The organism is Bacillus sp. S71, assembly GCF_016625265.1.
In the GTDB taxonomy this organism is placed as follows: domain Bacteria; phylum Bacillota; class Bacilli; order Bacillales; family Bacillaceae_G; genus Bacillus_A; species Bacillus_A cereus.
Map to the genome: position 1 here is coordinate 1 of NZ_JACVUW010000006.1, position 16964 is coordinate 16964.

Here is a 16964-nt window from a genome sequence, read left to right on the forward strand (position 1 = left end):
TATGTATCGAAGTTGTTCCTCCCTAATTTATAAGACATTCCCCAGTGTCTTTGAACAGCTTCCATCCCTAATTAAATTGACATAAATTGTCCCCTTCCTTGACCATCTTATAAATGATGGTCTTATTTTTTTGTCTTTCTATCTTTTATTTAAAACTCCCTCTCTCTTTCACCCTATGTTCACATGAGAGTCACACCTATCTTTTATAGTATATGTATCGAAGTTGTTCCTCCCTAATTTATAAGACATTCCCCAGTGTCTTATAGCAACTTCCATCCCTAATTAAATTGACATAAATTGTCCCCTTCCCTTGACCATCCTATGTGATGGTCTATTTTATTTTCCAAACACAAAATCAATCTATCTGTACTTAAATAAAAAACCTAAAAATTCAGAAAATATTGTCAAATTAGGTATTTTTTCGGTATAATTACTTTAGGAAGGAATTTCGCAAAAACAAAAGGGGGGATTTTATTGAAACAAACAAAAGCAATCTTAATCGCATTATTTCTAGGTCTAGTTGTTGGACTCACTCTAAATTTAGCCGCTCCATCTATCTTTGAGCCACTAAATCAATATGTGTTCAACCCAATTGGTCAATTGTTTATTCGACTTATTAAAATGCTAGTTGTTCCTGTTGTGTTCATTTCTATCGTACTTGGTGCTGCCGGCCTTGGAGATCCGAAACAACTTGGAAGAATCGGTTTAAAATCAATTTCATTCTTTCTCGTAACAACTGCGGTTGCCATCTCTATAGCGGTTACATTTGCACTTATTATAAAACCAGGAGCTGGCGGTAATTTTAAAACAGAAGGTCTTAAGTATGAAGGTGCAAAAACTGAAACATCTTTCGTCGACACATTGCTAAATATCGTACCAGATAACCCAGCAAAAGCGATGGCTGACGGAAACATGTTACAAATCATTGCCTTTGCCGTATTGATTGGACTCGGTATAGCTATTTTAGGAAAACGAGTTCAAGGTATCCATTCATTACTTGAACAGGGCAACGAATTAATGATGTATCTCGTTAATCTCGTTATGAAATTAGCCCCAATTGGAACATTCGGTTTGCTCGCTTCATCCGTTGGTAAAATGGGGCTTGCAGGCGTCGCTGCGATGTTCAAGTATATGATTGTCGTTATGTTAGTACTCATTATTCACGGGGTCTTTGTATATGGTGGCTTATTAAAGGTATTAGCAAAAGAAAGTATTGTTCGTTTCTTTAAACATTTCGGACCAGTAATGGCAATTGGATTTAGTACATCTAGCTCTAATGCATCGCTTCCATTTGCAATGAAAACAGCACAAGATAAGCTTGGCGTTCCAAAAGCGATAAGCTCATTTGTACAACCACTAGGGGCAACTATTAATATGGATGGTACTGCCATTATGCAAGGGGTAGCAACTGTATTTATCGCTCAAGTATACGGAGTTGAACTTACATTACCGCAATTAGCTATGGTCGTATTAACCGCTGTACTAGCTAGTATCGGTACTGCTGGTGTACCAGGTGTTGGACTTGTAATGCTTACAATGGTTTTAAATCAAGTAAATCTACCAGTAGAAGGTATCGCTTTAATTATCGGTATTGACCGTATTCTAGATATGTCTAGAACAGCTGTAAACATTTCTGGGGATGCAATTTGCGCAATGATTGTCGCAAAATCAGAAGAAAAATATAATACTGATCAATCGGCAGCATCGTAAATCAAAAAAGGAGTGAGGCAGATCACTCCTTTTTTGATTTACTCCCTTTTTTAGAACGATATTCTTTCCCTTTATTATCATTACCAGTTTCAAATTCAGTGCTAAATTCCTGATTAAACTGGCCGGACTTTGGTGATCCTTGATTACCGCTCCCTTTACTACCGTTACGATTCGTCATATTTCTCCCTCCCTTCCTTGTATTAGTAGTATGGCGCTCTATCTTTTTTCATACACATTTTATTTTTTAACATCTATTACACACGAAAGAAGACCTTCCATATATAAGGAAGATCTTCTCTTTCATCACGTAAGCGTTTTCTTGTTTATAATCACTTAAATAAGTTTTTTGGAAATCGAAATCATTACATTCATTTCATCTTCTGAAAGTGTAGAGAATCTTTCTTGTAAATATTGTTTTTTCGCATCTTCCATTTTCGCAACTAAATCTTTCCCTTGTTCTGTAATCTCTAAATACACAACTCGGCGATCTGATGTAGAACGTGAACGAGTTACAAAACCTTTATTAATTAATTTTTCTGTAACAGCTGTAATATGACTATTCGACACATTTAATTCATTTGCTACACGCGATACCATTTCTTTATTCGTACGATTTAATATTCTCAGGACGATGAATTCATTCCACGGTATGTAACCACCGAATATTTTTCCGATATCATTACGCAATGTGCGAAACATAGCAAACACATTTGTCGATAGTTCTTCCATTAATTGCTCTCGATTTTGAGACAACTTTGACAGCTCCTTTTATTTCATTTAGTTAAATAAAAACCTTATTAATAATTTTACATGAAATCTTACTTTTTGTCACCTTATTTTCCCATAATTCGTAGTTTTTTAATATGTATTTCATGATAAAATGAAGTTAACTTCCAGAAAAAGGGGGTATTTTAATGCATGAGGAGGAGAAATTCTCAAATCTCAGCCTAAAAGATAAAACGATTATCATTAGTATTATTGCTCCTTTTCTCATTATAGTTTTTGCATTTATATTTTTTGTATATGTAGGAATCTTTCAAATTACAGGTATAGAGTATAGTTCACGTACTGCGTTACTTCTCTTTTTTTTATTAATCACTTTCTTAGACAGTATTACATTTTTCATCTTCAGTTTCTTCAAAGCGCTGCTATATCCACTAACACAAAACATGCCAAATTGGATTTCTATTACTCTTTTCTCATTCATTGAAATTACACTAGATTGGTTCGTCATTCATACTGCTGATGATTGGATAGAAAGCGTACAAATGTCCAACATAGCTGAATTATGTGTCGTACTATTCTTTTTCCTCTTAAATAAATTATTAAGTGACGAGAAAGAGTAAGAATACAAGCTTTTCTATATAAAAATTGGTACAATGAAAGCAAATCTTACTAAAGAGGTGTTAATTATGAACTTACAACAATGGGCTGATAAAGGTATGTCCTTTGATACATATGTGAATGAAATGCAAGTAAACCAATACGAGCTACTACACATTTACAATAACTTTTTAATTCCAAATGAATTACTTCCTGTATTAGAAGAACGTCAAAATGACGGCTGGCGTGTTATCGTATTAACTGCTGATTGGTGTGGCGATGCTCTTTTATGCGTACCTGTTATGAAACGAATTTCTGAAGTTGCAAATATTGAAATGAGTTTATTAATTCGCGACGAAAACTTAGAATTAATGGATCAATATTTAACAAATGGAACAGCACGTGCGATTCCAATCTTTATTTTCATTGATAAAGATGGAAATGAACAAGCCGTCTTTGGACCACGCGCTCCAAAAGTACAAGAATTAGTAACTTCAATGCGCGCTACATTACCTGAAAAAGAAGATCCAACATTCGAAGAAAAACAAAAAGAAATGTATGCTAATTTCCGTGCTACATTAGCTGATGATACTTCTCTTTGGGAGCATGTAATGGAAAATATGGTGGAAAAAATAGTAAAATAAAAAAAACCTGCCGAGCTCGGCAGGTTTTTTTATTACATAATGAAGAAATAGAATACCGCAGCTAAAATGAAACGATAATAAGCGAACGGTGTTAGTTTCACACGAGATAATAATTTCAAGAATGAAACAATTGCAAGCATCGCAACAACGAATGCAGTTACAAATCCTGTTACAAATAGCGTTATATCTGCTGAGCTTAATACATCCCAGCTTTTAATTAAATCTAATCCACTTGCAGCTACCATCATCGGTACCGCTAAAATGAACGTATATTCAGCTGCCGCTGTATGCGACACGCGAGCTAATAAACCACCACTGATTGTAGAACCAGAACGAGAGAATCCTGGCCAAAGAGCTAAACATTGAAACATTCCAATTGTAAATGCCTGTTTATATGTGATTTCATCTAACGTTCTTGCTGTACTTGGTTTTGAAAACTTCTCAGCAACAATCATTAAAATACCACCGGCTACTAAGCTAATAACAACTGGTCCTGGACCAAATAAAACCTCTTTAATAGTGCTATGGAATAATACGCCAAGTATCCCGGCAGGAATCATCCCGATAATAATATGTAATAAATTTAACGATGGTCCGTCTGTTACTTTACCTATTCCAACTAACGACCATAGACGCTTCCAAAATATAACAACAACTGCTAAAATCGATCCCAATTGGATAACAACTTCAAAAACTTTCGCTCTCTCATCGTCAAATCCAATTAAATGTCCTGTTAAAATCATATGTCCTGTTGATGATACTGGTAGAAACTCTGTTAACCCTTCAACAGCACCCATGATTAAACCAATTAACCAATCAGCCACAAGTAGTGCCTCCTTAATAACAAATAATATGTAATTTTTTCACACCTTATCATAATACCTTATCCCTTTTCAAAGTGCATCCTTTTTTTATTGGTTTCATATGTTGTAGGCGCGTATTTCTTTTCTAATCTTTGATTAAATTGTATGATAGTAAGAGTTTGTTTTTTTATATGGAAAGGGGATTTTATGAAAGAAACTACTTCATTTTCACAAAAGTTAAAGCAATTTGTATTACTATTTTTTCCGATTTTCGTAACGCAAATGTCATTATTTGCGATGAGTTTTTTTGATACAACAATGTCAGGACATGCAAGTCCAACTGATTTAGCAGGTGTTGCAATTGGAACAAGTATATGGCTTCCAGTTAGTACGGGATTAACAGGAATTTTAATGGCTACTACTCCCATTGTTGCACAACTCGTCGGATCCAAGAAAAAAAAGGACGTTCCCCACGTTGTCATACAAGCAGTTTATTTAGCAATTTGTGCTAGCTTCGTTGTTATCCTCATCGGTTTCTTCGTCGTTTCACCTATTTTAAACGGCATGCGCTTAGAAGAACCTGTGGAACGAATTGCAGCTCAATTTTTAAGTATTATTGCAATAGGAATTATACCTTTATTCACTTACACTGTTTTACGTGGATTTATTGATGCATTAGGAAAAACTCGCACAACGATGATTATTACATTACTATCATTACCAATTAACGTAATATTAAATTACCTATTAATTTTTGGTAACTTCGGTTTCCCAAAGCTTGGTGGTGTCGGAGCAGCAATTGCTTCCACTGCAACATATTGGTGCATTTTAATTATTACAGTCATTATTATTCAGACGAAAGAGCCTTTTGCCTCTTTCAACATTTTCAAACAATTATATCGCCCTTCTCTTTCGAGTTGGACAACATTCTTAAAGCTTGGCGTTCCTATCGGATGTGCTATCTTTTTTGAAACGAGTATTTTCGCTGCGGTAACGCTCATGATGAGTAATTTTAGTACGACAACTATTGCAGCTCACCAAGCAGCTATGAACTTTGCTTCCTTGTTATATATGACTCCGCTAAGTTTAGCAATGGCAATGACTATTGCAGTCGGATTCGAAGTTGGAGCAAAACGTTACGATAATGCAAAACAATACGGACTGATTGGAATTGGATTAGCCCTTGCCTTTGCTTTATTATATTCAATTCTTCTCTACTTCTTTGATAATCAAATTGCTTCTATTTATACGACAGATGCAAAAGTTCATCATTTAGCAAAAGAATTTCTTATCTTTGCGATTTTATTTCAAATTTCAGATGCAATTGCAACCCCTGTACAAGGAGCTCTGCGTGGGTATAAAGATGTAAATGTTGCTCTAATTATGACTTTAATTGCTTATTGGATAATAGGTCTACCACTAGGTTACATATTAGCAACATATACAGAATGGGCCGCAAAAGGTTATTGGATCGGTCTTATTATCGGTCTAGCATTTGGCGCTGCCTTCCTCCTTATCCGTCTCTTTCAAGTACAACGAAAATATACAACACAAAACAGCCGCTAATAATAAAGCGGCTGTTTTCTTTATGCATATTTTTTCTTGTAACGTATAATATAATGAAAAAGAAAGGTGGGTACATATGGACGACAAAGAAAAAAAGCAATCATTCGATGAAGAATTTGCCCCTGAAATTTCACCTGGATATCGGCAAGATGTACATAAGCCACCTAAATATAAAAACACTTCGTTTTTAATGGGCATTACCATTTTCGCCGCTGTATTACTCATACTTATCATTTTCGTTTATTTTTGATGAAAGGTGGCCTATTATATGAAGAAACAAAATTCCAATCGTTCCAAAAGAACTGTTAAAACACAAAAAGGATATGCAGGCGATTCTGTTCATACACTTAAACAAGTGGAGCAAGGAAATTTATATATTGCTCAAAAAGAACTTGGTCAACAAAATGAAAATCTTTAAAGGTCCTTGACTCCTTGAGGGCCTTTTTATTCCGCATTAAGTAGTACACCCCCAAATGATCTATTGAGCAATGAATTTCCTTTATTGTACGCGCTGCTTTTGTTCTAGCACCATAAATATATTATTAACCTTTACAATTTTCACTTCATAATTCAATTTCATTTCGCTTCTCTTACCATTTTCAGTACCCGCAACGTACGCTACAGCTTGATAGAGAAAACTCTCATCTTTCTCTTCACGTATCTCCTCGTTTGTAAATTTATACTCTAACTCTTGAAAACGATTTGGATAATAATTTTCCATTAATTGTTCATACCCTCTATTTAAAAATAGTTCTTCACCTTTTCGTTTCACATCTTCTTTATTATTAAACTCAAACACTGATAGTTGTTCAGTCACAAAATGCTCTCCTACCTTTTTCATTTCATTATGAGTTAAATTTTCTATACTTTTATTCTTTAACTCCTTATTTAATCCGTACTGATCAATCGGTTTAAAGGTAGCAAAAACCTCCTCTTTATATGACCAAAACAATACAAAAGCGATACATAGAGAAATGATTAACAGTCTTTTTTTCGTAATACTCCCGCCCTTCTTCATAATGATAGCCATATTTTAACATACAGAAAGAAAATTCTGATATTATAAAGTAGAATAACTTAACTCAGAAACGAGGAACAATTATGGACTCTTACAAACATTATATAAAAGAAGCTTTGCCTAATCTTTCTATACATTCATATAAACAAAATGAAGAAGGTTGGGATAATGTAGCAATTATAGTAAATGATGAGCTACTGTTTCGTTTCCCGCGAAAACAGGAATATGCAATGCGAATTCCGTTAGAAAAAGAACTATGCACAATTCTCACTCAATCACTACAAGAAATCGAGGTTCCACAATATCACCTAATTTATAAAAATGAATCTGATGAGATCCCTCTTTGTAGTTACTATACGCTCATTCATGGTGAACCATTAAAAACAGAAACAGTTGCCAAGCTGGAGGATACAGAGCTGCAAGCAATTATTACACAATTAGCTACTTTCCTTGCGGCACTACATAGTATTCCTTTAAACCAAGTTACAACGCTATGTTTCCCTATTGAAAAAACATGTACCTACTGGAAAGAGCTACAAACAAAATTAAACCAATATCTTACTACTAACCTTACTTCATTACAGAAACTAGCCTTAAATCGCTTATTTGAAAATTTCTTTGCATGTTTAGCTACATCCACTTTTCAAAACACAATCATTCACGCTGATTTTACACATCATCACATTTTATTTAACAAGCAGAACAAAAGCATTTCAGGTGTTATCGATTTTGGTGATGCGCAAATTGGCGATCCTGCTTTTGATTTTGCAGGACTATATTATGATTTCGGACATGAGTTTACTACATCCGTATATGAACAGTACAGTACACTTATTTCTCATCATGATCCATTACTCATTCACCGCATTACTACCTTTTATCAATATAGTCCTTTACTACATAATATTATTTATAACTTTGAATCAGAGAATGAACTCGAATTCATTACAAGTACAGAACAACTAAAAACGATATTACAGGGATGAGATTACATTCTCTCCCTATATACTCTCTCCTCATACATCATTAACTTTTTATCCATTTCAACAATAACTTTATACAATTGAAATGCCTGTAAAATTTGCAGTTGAATTTCAAAAGGAGCATTTTGTTCTTTTAACCATTGAAATACTTTCGTTTCATCTTTCATTGATTATTCCTCCCTTTATCCCGCTATTTGCGGGTAGCCCGATTGACCCCCACTGATTAAAGTTTCACTTTATTAAAATCTGCTACAAATATACCGTAAATGATGAAAAGCTTTTCATGTCAATAACAAAAAAGGATGCAAAATTGCATCCTTTAATGTACTATATTTTTCTTCTGTTTCGCTTCTTTCTTTACTTCTTCCCCTTGGCATTCACTACGAAACGCACAACTTATACACTCAGAACGAAAATGACGCTCTGTATAATGCTCAGGTTGCTGTAACATTTCTTTCATTCTAGATAAATCAGCCATTCCAGTTATAATATCTTCCTGTTTCGGAATGTACTCATACTTAGTTCCTTCTATTAAATTAATAACTTCAATTTTTCCTGGAAGAACGCCGAAAGCTTTATAACTGAATACTGTCATTAGCTTCTGACAAAGAGCAAGCATTTCCTCATCCGCATCGACAACATACTTTTTAATTACAAACGACTCAGCATTCCACTCACCAACTTCAAATGTCAATGACATGTGGACACCTAACTCTTCCATATATTTTTGAAACTTCTCGTATAAAAACAATGGTGGTGTCTGACTATCATCCCTTTCAACAAACTGTAATAAGTGATCCGTTAGCTTCGCTAATACAATATAGTACTCCGTCTTCGAAGCAAACATATTAATCCTTACTTTTTTCCAATACTTTTCTATTAATATTAAAAGTACAATTTTCGTTTGTTGACCCGCAGGTAGCGTGTAATACTCGTTAATAATTTGATTCACAATCATTTGCGCTATTTGTTGCCATTCAAATGAAGAAGGTTCTCTTCTTTTTATATGACGAAAATAAAATTTATGCGGACACCGCATAAAATCATACAAATGATAATCTGTCATCGTTTTGATTGAGATTTTCTCATGCACTTGCTCTTCAGCTCCCTTCTGCCATTAAGAAAGGTGTTTTACAAATTCGGCTCCAAACTGTAAACATTTTTCTACATCTTCATCTTCTGGCGTTAATTCTACTTTTAGTCCTTCTAACACAACTGCTGCTCCGCGCTCTTGTAGCTTTTCTATTAAAATATCAACCGCCACTCCGTATTTCGGATAAGCCGAATCACATGATCCGAATACTGCCGCTTTTTTCCCAGTTAAATCAATAGAATCCATTGCATCATAAAAATCTAAGAAATCATCAGGAAGATCACCATCTCCCCATGTGTATGCACCTAAAATAATTCCATCATACTGTTCCAATATAGAAGCTTCTGGTGAATCCATAATATCAATAACTTCAATTTCATTTTCTGTTTCACGAATTACGCCGGCAATATGGTCAGCCATTTCCTCTGTATTTCCACTCATACTTGCAAAAATCATTACTAACTTACTCAACTGAACCTCTCCCTTTACTTTGTATCTCTTTTTCTGTTTGAATGCTCTTCTTCTCATCTACATATTCAGACCGAATTACATTTCGTTGCCATTCCATATGCTGATCAACATCTTTATTTTTATCTTTTAATCCCCTCCGTAGAAGGTGAAATTTTTTTCTCATTAACATGTCGCATCCATCCTATTGATAATAATTATCAATTTCAACTATATTTAGATTAATTGACATTGATTATCAATGTCAACAACTATTTTTAAAAAAATGATTAAAATGTACAAGCTTGTCCGTTAGCTATTCATATACTATAAATGAGCATAGTTCTTTCTCAGCCCTCTCTGACGGAAAGAAATAAAAGCAACTGCGATAGAGCGCAGTTGCCTTTTTTTTGTTTTTCTATGATTTTAGTAATCTTATAGTAGTCTCTAAGAATAGCTCCACTCCACAAATTAATGCTGATTCATCCACGTCAAATTTCGGATGATGATGTGGATAACAAGTATATATATTTTCATTACCTGTTCCTAATTTAATGAAACAACCAGGTGCTTTTCTTAAATATGCTGAAAAATCTTCCCCACCCATAGAAGGTTCAAGCTTCACAACACGCTCATTCCCAAACAAATGTAGTGCACTTTCTTCTACTATTTTCGTAATATATTCATCATTAATAACCGGATCATATCCATATCGATACGTATATGTATACGATCCTCCATGTGCTTCTGTAATTCCTTTCACAATTTTTTCGATTTTCCCTTCTGCTTCCACCCTCAATGCTTGATTAAATGAACGAACAGTTCCCATTAAAGTTGCTGTACTAGGAATAATATTGTCAGCCACTCCCCCATGAAACTGCGTAACTGAAACGACTCTTTGCATGAAAGCACTTGTATTTCTAGATACGATATGTTGTAGATTTGTAATAATCTGCGCTCCGATAGCGATAGGATCAATCGTTTCTTCTGGCCGCGCCGCATGCCCTCCTTTGCCTTGGATCTCAACTGTAAATACGTCTGGTGCTGCCATCATCGGTCCATATACAATTCCTACATTCCCACTTTCCAAGCCAGACATAACATGTAAACCTATTACATAATCAACACCGTCCATAACACCAGCCTCAACCATTTCTTGTCCACCACCAGGGTATACTTCTTCTGCATGCTGAAAGAATAGACGAATTTCTCCTACAAACTCTTCCTTCATATTATTAAGCACCTCTGCAGTGCTTAATAATATAGCTGCGTGAGCATCGTGCCCACATGCATGCATCATTCCTTTTTTCACAGATGTATAAGATTTACTTGTCTCCTCTTGAATTGGCAAAGCATCTATATCAGCTCGAATCGCAATTACTTTCCCTTGCTTCACACCCCTTTTAATTGCTAGTACACTATACTTCGTCGGTCTCGTTACTTCAAAAGAAGAAAATGAGCATAGTGTATCATATATAAATTGCGAAGTTTCTTTTTCATGAAATGATAATTCCGGATACTTATGAAAATGCCTTCTCCATTTCACGATATTTTCTTCCGAAATTAGACTCTTCCACACTCTATTCATGATAATTTCCTCCTTTTCAAAAGAACTAGAAATTTTAAATTTTACTCCGTCTTAAATGTTTAATAAAAACAAATACTGCATTTTTACGTATTCTTATAGTCCACTTTTATGTATTCACACAATCCACTTTCTATTTACATGTCAAACCCATTACAAATTCATGCTGAATGTAATATAATTGCTAAGTTAGGGATTTTCTTTTTTAGTATTTAGTGCTAATATCAGAAAAGAGCCTTTTGACTTATTTTTACCTAAAATGTGGGATTTTGTTTTTTTCACAATAATGTAGGACATGATACCTACAAAGAGCTATTATTTCATTAAGAGAGGGAAAGACATGGAAAGATTAAAAGAGATATGGTCTCGACCACTCACACAATGGGTTGCAAAGACGGTTTATTATCTTGCAATTTTATTTGCATTACTTTGGTTGTATGGATTCCATGATACAAACACAAGTACATTTATTTACAATGAATTCTAGGGTGGGAACGTTATGAAGTTATTAGAACAAATTGAAAAGTGGGCTGCAGAAACGCCTGATCAAACCGCTTTTGTTTGGCGAGATGCGAAAATTACGTACAAACAATTAAAGGAAGATTCTGATGCGTTAGCACATTGGATTTCTTCTGAGTATCCAGACGATCGTTCACCAATTATGGTGTATGGCCATATGCAACCTGAAATGATTATTAACTTTTTAGGATGTGTAAAAGCTGGACATGCTTACATTCCTGTAGATTTATCTATCCCAGCTGATCGTGTACAACGTATTGCTGAAAATTCTGGTGCGAAATTACTTTTATCGGCAACAGCAGTAACTGTAACTGATTTACCAGTTCGCATCGTAAGTGAAGACAACTTAAAAGATATTTTCTTTACTCATAAAGGGAACACTCCAAATCCTGAACATGCGGTAAAAGGTGATGAGAACTTCTACATTATTTACACATCAGGAAGCACAGGTAATCCGAAAGGGGTTCAGATTACTTATAACTGCCTTGTTAGCTTTACAAAATGGGCTGTAGAAGATTTCAACTTACAAACAGGGCAAGTATTCTTAAACCAAGCACCTTTCTCATTCGATTTATCTGTTATGGATATTTACCCATCATTAGTAACAGGTGGTACACTTTGGGCAATCGATAAAGATATGATTGCGCGTCCAAAAGACTTGTTTGCTTCTTTAGAGCAATCGGATATTCAAGTATGGACTTCCACACCTTCTTTCGCTGAAATGTGTTTAATGGAAGCATCTTTCTCTGAGAATATGCTACCGAACATGAAAACATTCTTATTCTGCGGTGAAGTGTTACCAAATGAAGTAGCTAGAAAATTAATTGAGCGTTTCCCGAAAGCAACAATTATGAATACGTATGGTCCAACAGAAGCTACTGTCGCTGTAACAGGTATTCACGTGACAGAAGAAGTGCTTGATCAATACAAATCACTTCCAGTTGGCTATTGTAAATCAGACTGTCGCCTTCTTATTATGAAAGAAGATGGCACGATTGCACCTGATGGTGAAAAAGGTGAAATCGTAATTGTCGGTCCAAGCGTAAGCGTTGGATATTTAGGAAGCCCTGAATTAACAGAAAAAGCATTTACTATGATTGACGGTGAGCGTGCCTATAAAACAGGCGATGCTGGCTATGTTGAAAATGGTCTTCTATTCTATAATGGTCGTCTTGATTTCCAAATTAAGCTGCATGGTTATCGAATGGAATTAGAAGAAATTGAGCATCACCTTCGTGCGTGTTCTTACGTAGAAGGAGCAGTTATCGTTCCAATTAAAAAAGGTGAGAAATACGATTATTTATTAGCGGTTGTTGTTCCTGGGGAGCATTCGTTTGAAAAAGAATTCAAATTAACATCTGCAATCAAAAAAGAACTCAATGAGCGATTACCAAACTACATGATTCCACGTAAATTCATGTATCAATCTTCTATTCCAATGACACCAAATGGAAAGGTAGATCGCAAAAAATTATTGAGTGAGGTTACAGCATGACCGCATATGGATCATTTTATTTTTTCGCTATAGTGGGCATTTTATTAATACCTACTATCATAGCTGGATTAAAAGGTAAAATGTTGCGTAAATATAATGCCGTTTTAACATTAGTCATGCTTGCTATTATCTTCTCAGATAAACCAAAGCAAGCAATGATGTTAGCTGCATTTATTATTTGGCAATATGTCCTTATTAAAGGCTATTTAATTTTAAGAAAACAAAATAATAGTACATTCACATTTTGCATAGCTGTTATTTTATCGATTTTGCCTCTTATTTTGGCAAAAATCGCACCATTTGCATCGTTATTACCTGAGTTAAAACTTGTTGTTTTTCTAGGTATATCTTACGTAACATTCAGAGCAGTTCAAATGGTATTTGAAGTTCGTGATGGTTTAATTAAAGAGCTTTCTTTCTTTAACTTCTGGGAATTCGTTTTATTCTTCCCTGCGATTTCAACAGGACCTATCGATCGTTACCGAAGATTCCAAAAAGATATTCAAAAGCCACCTAGCGCTGAAGAATATCAAAATTTACTATATACAGGACTAAATCGTATTTTCCAAGGTTTCTTGTATAAATTTATTATTGCTTACTTAATAAAGCAATATTGTATGGATCCAGCATTCGCTCAACACGATACAATCTTTTCAAATATGATTTACATGTATAGCTATAGCTTATATCTATTCTTTGATTTTGCTGGTTATAGCTCTTTTGTAATTGGTGTAAGTTATATGATGGGAATTAAAACGCCAGAAAACTTTAATAAGCCATTCCTTAGTCGTAATATTAAAGACTTCTGGAACCGCTGGCACATGAGTTTATCATTCTGGTTCCGTGATTTTATTTACATGCGTTTCGTCTTTTTTGCAACGAAGAAAAAGTTAATTAAGAACCGTTACACAATTTCGTATATCGGTGCATTTTTAAACTTTTTCATTATGGGAATTTGGCATATCCAAGGAAGCGCTGTTGCGCAGTATGTTATTTATGGTCTATATCATGCCGCACTGTTTATTTTATTCGATATTTTCGAACGAAAAAACAAGAAGCATAAGTTTTGGCCCAACAATAAATTCACACGCATCCTTGCGATTGTAATTACGTTCCACGTTGTATGTTTCGGTTTCCTAATCTTCTCTGGACACCTTAACAGATACTTTTAATGCACCCTTCTTATTCCATTAAGAAGTTGCACATATAATATATTTCGGATATAAAGGAGATTTTAAAAATGGCAGAATTCAAAGAGCAAGTATTAGATATTTTAGAAGAAGTATGTGAAAACGATATTGTGAAAGAAAACTTAGATGTTCAATTATTTGAAGAAGGTATCCTTGATTCTTTCGCTGTAGTATCTTTATTAGTTGAATTCCAAGAGCGTTTAGATATTGAAGTTTCTATTTCTGATTTTGACCGTGACGAGTGGGCTACACCAAACATGGTTATTAAAAAGTTGGAAGAAATCCGATGAACAAAGCAAAATTTGGTCCGATGCTTTTAGCATTGGCCCTTTTTGCTGTATTCTTACTTATTCCAACGCGCTTTCTACTTCCACTTTTAAGTGATGAAAAAGTAGAACAAGCTGCTACTTCTTTAAAAGAAGAAAAGATTCAAAGTATGATTTTACAGCAAAAGATGTTAGCAGATCCAAAATATCTTCCGATGTACGGTTCATCGGAATTCGCACGTATGGATGCTTTCCATCCATCTAATTATTTTAAAGTAAAGCCTGAAGGATTTACGCCATTCCTTCTTGGACGCGGCGGAACACAAGACCTTGTACATGTGTTAAACTTCGCATCTACAATGGATCAATTGAAAGATAAGAAAATGGTATTCGTTCTTTCTCCGCAATGGTTTGTACCACAAGGTATTGACGAGACGCACTTTGCACCTAACTTTTCAAAACAACAAGGTTACCACTTCATTTTCAACAATGATTTAAAACCTGAAATGAAAAAACAAATTGCAAAGCGTTTATTAAACTTTGAGATTGTAAAAAAAGAAACTTTATTAAAAATTTCGCTTGAAGGTATCGCTTATGATGATACGAAGTATAAAGTAAAAGCACTTGCTGCTAAACCTTTCGCTTATATTTATCGTAACATTTTAGATCGTAAAGATTTATTTACAGCTATGTTTAATATTAAACCGCACAAAGAAAAGCTTGATCCTTCATTAAAACAAATGAACTGGGAAGAGGCTCGTAAACATGCGGATCAAACAGGTGCAGTAGAATCTGGATCTAATGAATACGGTATTGAAGATGATTATTTCAATAGCAAAATTAAGAAAAAATTAAAGCAACGTGAAGGTTACTTAAAAAATGATGCTTATGACCAATCGCCAGAATATGAAGATTTACAAATTGTACTTGATTTATTAAAACAATCTGGTGCAAAACCGCTCTTCATTTCTGTTCCTGTCAAAGGTCCTTGGTACGACTACGCTGGCTTCCCGAAAGAACGCCGCGAAGCATACTATAAGAAAGTTCATGAGCAAATCGAAAAAGCTGGTTATCCAATTGCCGACTTCTCAAATCATGAATACGATAAATACTTCTTAAAAGATCATATGCACTTAGGTTGGAAAGGCTGGGTTTACATCGACGAAGCCATCCAACAATTTTATAAAGCAAACTAATGAAAAGACCGCTTGAATTACTCAAGTGGTCTTTTTGTATATATTTTGTAATTGCTCGATTGCATTATCCGCTTCTTTCATAACTCGCTCCACTACATGCTGAGCTGATTCGATTCGTGCCAACGATGCTGCCTGTCCTGCCCAAAGTGACATATATTCTTCCTTATTTTGCTTCGCTGCCTCTTGGCGTATTTTAGAAGTTAATACGTTTTGCACTGGATACATCGGAAGCCCTTCTTCTTTTCCTTCATGTCTCTCTATAAATTCATTCCGGATACCCCGTGCATATTTCCCGGAAAACGCACGAGTTACCGTTGTGCTCGTATCTGTACTATGTAAAACCGCTTCTTTATACACATCGTGCGTAATACTCTCTTCACTTGTTAAAAAGGCCGATCCCATTTGAACACCTTCTGCTCCTAGTGCCAATGCCGCAACAAGCCCTTGTCCGTTCATTACACCACCTGCTGCGACAATTGGGATATGCGGAACAGCTTCTACTAACTGAGGTACTAACGCAAAAGTACCAATCATAGCATCTCGTTCTCTCCCAATAAACGTTCCTCTATGCCCTCCTGCTTCGCTACCTTGTCCGATAATAATATCTACTCCTAGCTCGGCAAGTACTTTCGCTTCCTTCACATGGGTAGCTGTTCCGATAACTTTTATTCCACTTCTTTTTAAATCATTTATTTCTTCTTTTTCTAACGTTTGAAATGCAAAACTAACGACCGGTACTTTTTCATCTAATAGCACTTGTAATTGTTTCTTATAGCTTTTTGGAAGCTTTAACGTTCCTTCTACTTCTATACCTAATTCTCTATTCACTCCGCTTAGTAATACTTTCGCCTCATTTACCTTCTCTTCTTCTATTTGTATCTCTTTCGTTACAAGTAAATTAACACCGAAAGGCTTATCTGTTAGTTCTCTTATTCTATAAATCGCTTCACGAATTTGTTCTGGGCTCATATAGCCCGCTCCAAGCGTCCCTAATCCTCCGCTATTACTTACTGCTGCAACGAGTTCTGGCGTCGTAATCGCGCCTGCCATACCGGCTTGAACAACGGGATACTCAATTTTTAATATGTCTGTTACTCGACTTGTAAACATCATTTTCCCTCCTATT

Annotated in this window: 22 protein-coding genes; 12 read left to right on the forward strand and 10 right to left on the reverse strand. The window is 35.1% G+C overall.

Features of this window, described 5'->3' with window-relative positions; all coding sequences use genetic code 11:
* The first annotated feature begins 474 nt into the window (after window positions 1–474).
* Window positions 475–1710, forward strand: a complete 1236-nt coding sequence (locus IBT51_RS15060) for a dicarboxylate/amino acid:cation symporter (protein ID WP_000814809.1) — start codon at window positions 475–477, stop codon at window positions 1708–1710.
* A 22-nt stretch (window positions 1711–1732) separates the two neighbouring features.
* Here the strand turns inward: IBT51_RS15060 and IBT51_RS15065 are convergent, their stop codons facing one another.
* Complete coding sequence (locus IBT51_RS15065; RefSeq protein WP_000184928.1) at window positions 1733–1888, reverse strand: hypothetical protein; 156 nt, start codon at window positions 1886–1888, stop codon at window positions 1733–1735.
* A 155-nt stretch (window positions 1889–2043) separates the two neighbouring features.
* Complete coding sequence (locus IBT51_RS15070) at window positions 2044–2463, reverse strand: MarR family winged helix-turn-helix transcriptional regulator (RefSeq protein ID WP_000081434.1); 420 nt, start codon at window positions 2461–2463, stop codon at window positions 2044–2046.
* A gap of 161 nt (window positions 2464–2624) precedes the next feature.
* Here IBT51_RS15070 and IBT51_RS15075 point away from each other — a divergent pair, with 161 nt between their 5' ends.
* Together IBT51_RS15075 and IBT51_RS15080 are read left to right on the forward strand one after the other, a co-directional pair.
* Window positions 2625–3056: a regulatory YrvL family protein gene (locus IBT51_RS15075; RefSeq protein WP_078400644.1), complete on the forward strand. Its 432-nt coding sequence runs from the start codon at window positions 2625–2627 to the stop codon at window positions 3054–3056.
* A 33-nt stretch (window positions 3057–3089) separates the two neighbouring features.
* Entirely contained in the window at window positions 3090–3677 is a 588-nt protein-coding gene (locus IBT51_RS15080) for a thioredoxin family protein (RefSeq protein ID WP_002040836.1), read from the forward strand.
* 32 nt (window positions 3678–3709) lie between these two features.
* Here IBT51_RS15080 and uppP read toward each other — a convergent pair whose 3' ends face one another.
* A complete protein-coding gene (uppP, locus tag IBT51_RS15085; protein ID WP_000796253.1) occupies window positions 3710–4501 on the reverse strand; it encodes a bacitracin resistance undecaprenyl-diphosphatase in 792 nt (263 codons plus the stop codon).
* 186 nt (window positions 4502–4687) lie between these two features.
* Between uppP and IBT51_RS15090 the strand changes: the two genes are divergently transcribed.
* From IBT51_RS15090 to IBT51_RS15100, 3 genes are all read left to right on the forward strand, one after another.
* Window positions 4688–6046 carry an MATE family efflux transporter gene (locus tag IBT51_RS15090; protein ID WP_200458388.1) on the forward strand — a complete coding sequence of 453 codons (1359 nt, stop codon included), beginning with the start codon at window positions 4688–4690 and terminating at the stop codon, window positions 6044–6046.
* 76 nt (window positions 6047–6122) lie between these two features.
* Window positions 6123–6296: a hypothetical protein gene (locus IBT51_RS15095; protein WP_000341062.1), complete on the forward strand. Its 174-nt coding sequence runs from the start codon at window positions 6123–6125 to the stop codon at window positions 6294–6296.
* An 18-nt stretch (window positions 6297–6314) separates the two neighbouring features.
* Window positions 6315–6464 carry a hypothetical protein gene (locus tag IBT51_RS15100; protein ID WP_000744623.1) on the forward strand — a complete coding sequence of 50 codons (150 nt, stop codon included), beginning with the start codon at window positions 6315–6317 and terminating at the stop codon, window positions 6462–6464.
* Between the two features lie 81 nt (window positions 6465–6545).
* On the opposite strand, the gene IBT51_RS15105 is transcribed toward IBT51_RS15100, so the two are convergent.
* On the reverse strand, window positions 6546–7064 hold the full coding sequence (locus IBT51_RS15105) for a biotin transporter BioY (RefSeq protein ID WP_098125911.1): 519 nt from the start codon (window positions 7062–7064) through the stop codon (window positions 6546–6548).
* An 83-nt stretch (window positions 7065–7147) separates the two neighbouring features.
* Here IBT51_RS15105 and IBT51_RS15110 point away from each other — a divergent pair, with 83 nt between their 5' ends.
* Window positions 7148–8050: an aminoglycoside phosphotransferase family protein gene (locus IBT51_RS15110; RefSeq protein WP_200458389.1), complete on the forward strand. Its 903-nt coding sequence runs from the start codon at window positions 7148–7150 to the stop codon at window positions 8048–8050.
* A 2-nt stretch (window positions 8051–8052) separates the two neighbouring features.
* Here the strand turns inward: IBT51_RS15110 and IBT51_RS15115 are convergent, their stop codons facing one another.
* The 5 genes from IBT51_RS15115 to IBT51_RS15135 all read right to left on the reverse strand — a co-directional run bounded on the left by IBT51_RS15115 (window position 8053) and on the right by IBT51_RS15135 (window position 11175).
* On the reverse strand, window positions 8053–8214 hold the full coding sequence (locus IBT51_RS15115; RefSeq protein ID WP_000651086.1) for a hypothetical protein: 162 nt from the start codon (window positions 8212–8214) through the stop codon (window positions 8053–8055).
* Window positions 8215–8366: 152 nt separating this feature from the next.
* Window positions 8367–9140, reverse strand: a complete 774-nt coding sequence (locus tag IBT51_RS15120) for a hypothetical protein (RefSeq protein WP_029441796.1) — start codon at window positions 9138–9140, stop codon at window positions 8367–8369.
* Window positions 9141–9164: 24 nt separating this feature from the next.
* The gene (locus IBT51_RS15125) at window positions 9165–9611 is read right to left on the reverse strand and encodes a flavodoxin (protein ID WP_000041153.1); all 447 of its coding nucleotides are present in this window, start codon (window positions 9609–9611) and stop codon (window positions 9165–9167) included.
* The gene (locus tag IBT51_RS15130) at window positions 9604–9780 is read right to left on the reverse strand and encodes a hypothetical protein (RefSeq protein WP_000929009.1); all 177 of its coding nucleotides are present in this window, start codon (window positions 9778–9780) and stop codon (window positions 9604–9606) included. Before IBT51_RS15130 ends, IBT51_RS15125 begins: the two co-directional genes overlap by 8 nt.
* Window positions 9781–10005: 225 nt before the next feature.
* Window positions 10006–11175 (reverse strand): amidohydrolase, encoded by a 1170-nt coding sequence (locus tag IBT51_RS15135; protein ID WP_043936097.1) that lies wholly within the window; start codon window positions 11173–11175, stop codon window positions 10006–10008.
* A 337-nt stretch (window positions 11176–11512) separates the two neighbouring features.
* On the opposite strand from IBT51_RS15135, the gene IBT51_RS15140 reads away from it, so the two are divergent.
* The 5 genes from IBT51_RS15140 (at window position 11513) to dltD (ending at window position 15838) form a co-directional block, all read left to right on the forward strand.
* Window positions 11513–11659: a teichoic acid D-Ala incorporation-associated protein DltX gene (locus IBT51_RS15140; RefSeq protein WP_000440293.1), complete on the forward strand. Its 147-nt coding sequence runs from the start codon at window positions 11513–11515 to the stop codon at window positions 11657–11659.
* Between the two features lie 12 nt (window positions 11660–11671).
* Window positions 11672–13186 carry a D-alanine--poly(phosphoribitol) ligase subunit DltA gene (dltA, locus tag IBT51_RS15145; RefSeq protein ID WP_000770502.1) on the forward strand — a complete coding sequence of 505 codons (1515 nt, stop codon included), beginning with the start codon at window positions 11672–11674 and terminating at the stop codon, window positions 13184–13186.
* Window positions 13183–14358: a D-alanyl-lipoteichoic acid biosynthesis protein DltB gene (gene dltB, locus IBT51_RS15150; RefSeq protein ID WP_089170677.1), complete on the forward strand. Its 1176-nt coding sequence runs from the start codon at window positions 13183–13185 to the stop codon at window positions 14356–14358. Before dltA ends, dltB begins: the two co-directional genes overlap by 4 nt.
* Window positions 14359–14426: 68 nt before the next feature.
* Entirely contained in the window at window positions 14427–14666 is a 240-nt protein-coding gene (dltC, locus tag IBT51_RS15155) for a D-alanine--poly(phosphoribitol) ligase subunit DltC (RefSeq protein WP_000807310.1), read from the forward strand.
* The gene (dltD, locus tag IBT51_RS15160) at window positions 14663–15838 is read left to right on the forward strand and encodes a D-alanyl-lipoteichoic acid biosynthesis protein DltD (RefSeq protein WP_001030272.1); all 1176 of its coding nucleotides are present in this window, start codon (window positions 14663–14665) and stop codon (window positions 15836–15838) included. Before dltC ends, dltD begins: the two co-directional genes overlap by 4 nt.
* A 21-nt stretch (window positions 15839–15859) precedes the next feature.
* Here dltD and IBT51_RS15165 read toward each other — a convergent pair whose 3' ends face one another.
* The gene (locus IBT51_RS15165) at window positions 15860–16948 is read right to left on the reverse strand and encodes an NAD(P)H-dependent flavin oxidoreductase (RefSeq protein ID WP_234465774.1); all 1089 of its coding nucleotides are present in this window, start codon (window positions 16946–16948) and stop codon (window positions 15860–15862) included.
* Between the last annotated feature and the right edge of the window lie 16 nt (window positions 16949–16964).

Coding starts and splice junctions, on each gene's coding strand:
- dltD (WP_001030272.1), top strand. CDS start 14,663: ATGAACAAAGCAAAATTTGGTCCGATGCTTTTAGCATTGGCCCTTTTT.
- IBT51_RS15130 (WP_000929009.1), bottom strand. CDS start 9,780: ATGTTAATGAGAAAAAAATTTCACCTTCTACGGAGGGGATTAAAAGAT.
- IBT51_RS15165 (WP_234465774.1), bottom strand. CDS start 16,948: ATGTTTACAAGTCGAGTAACAGACATATTAAAAATTGAGTATCCCGTT.
- IBT51_RS15080 (WP_002040836.1), top strand. CDS start 3,090: ATGAAAGCAAATCTTACTAAAGAGGTGTTAATTATGAACTTACAACAA.
- dltB (WP_089170677.1), top strand. CDS start 13,183: ATGACCGCATATGGATCATTTTATTTTTTCGCTATAGTGGGCATTTTA.
- IBT51_RS15075 (WP_078400644.1), top strand. CDS start 2,625: ATGCATGAGGAGGAGAAATTCTCAAATCTCAGCCTAAAAGATAAAACG.
- IBT51_RS15110 (WP_200458389.1), top strand. CDS start 7,148: ATGGACTCTTACAAACATTATATAAAAGAAGCTTTGCCTAATCTTTCT.
- dltC (WP_000807310.1), top strand. CDS start 14,427: ATGGCAGAATTCAAAGAGCAAGTATTAGATATTTTAGAAGAAGTATGT.
- IBT51_RS15100 (WP_000744623.1), top strand. CDS start 6,315: ATGAAGAAACAAAATTCCAATCGTTCCAAAAGAACTGTTAAAACACAA.
- IBT51_RS15065 (WP_000184928.1), bottom strand. CDS start 1,888: ATGACGAATCGTAACGGTAGTAAAGGGAGCGGTAATCAAGGATCACCA.
- IBT51_RS15105 (WP_098125911.1), bottom strand. CDS start 7,064: ATGAAGAAGGGCGGGAGTATTACGAAAAAAAGACTGTTAATCATTTCT.
- IBT51_RS15090 (WP_200458388.1), top strand. CDS start 4,688: ATGAAAGAAACTACTTCATTTTCACAAAAGTTAAAGCAATTTGTATTA.
- dltA (WP_000770502.1), top strand. CDS start 11,672: ATGAAGTTATTAGAACAAATTGAAAAGTGGGCTGCAGAAACGCCTGAT.
- IBT51_RS15140 (WP_000440293.1), top strand. CDS start 11,513: ATGGAAAGATTAAAAGAGATATGGTCTCGACCACTCACACAATGGGTT.
- IBT51_RS15135 (WP_043936097.1), bottom strand. CDS start 11,175: ATGAATAGAGTGTGGAAGAGTCTAATTTCGGAAGAAAATATCGTGAAA.
- IBT51_RS15095 (WP_000341062.1), top strand. CDS start 6,123: ATGGACGACAAAGAAAAAAAGCAATCATTCGATGAAGAATTTGCCCCT.
- IBT51_RS15115 (WP_000651086.1), bottom strand. CDS start 8,214: ATGAAAGATGAAACGAAAGTATTTCAATGGTTAAAAGAACAAAATGCT.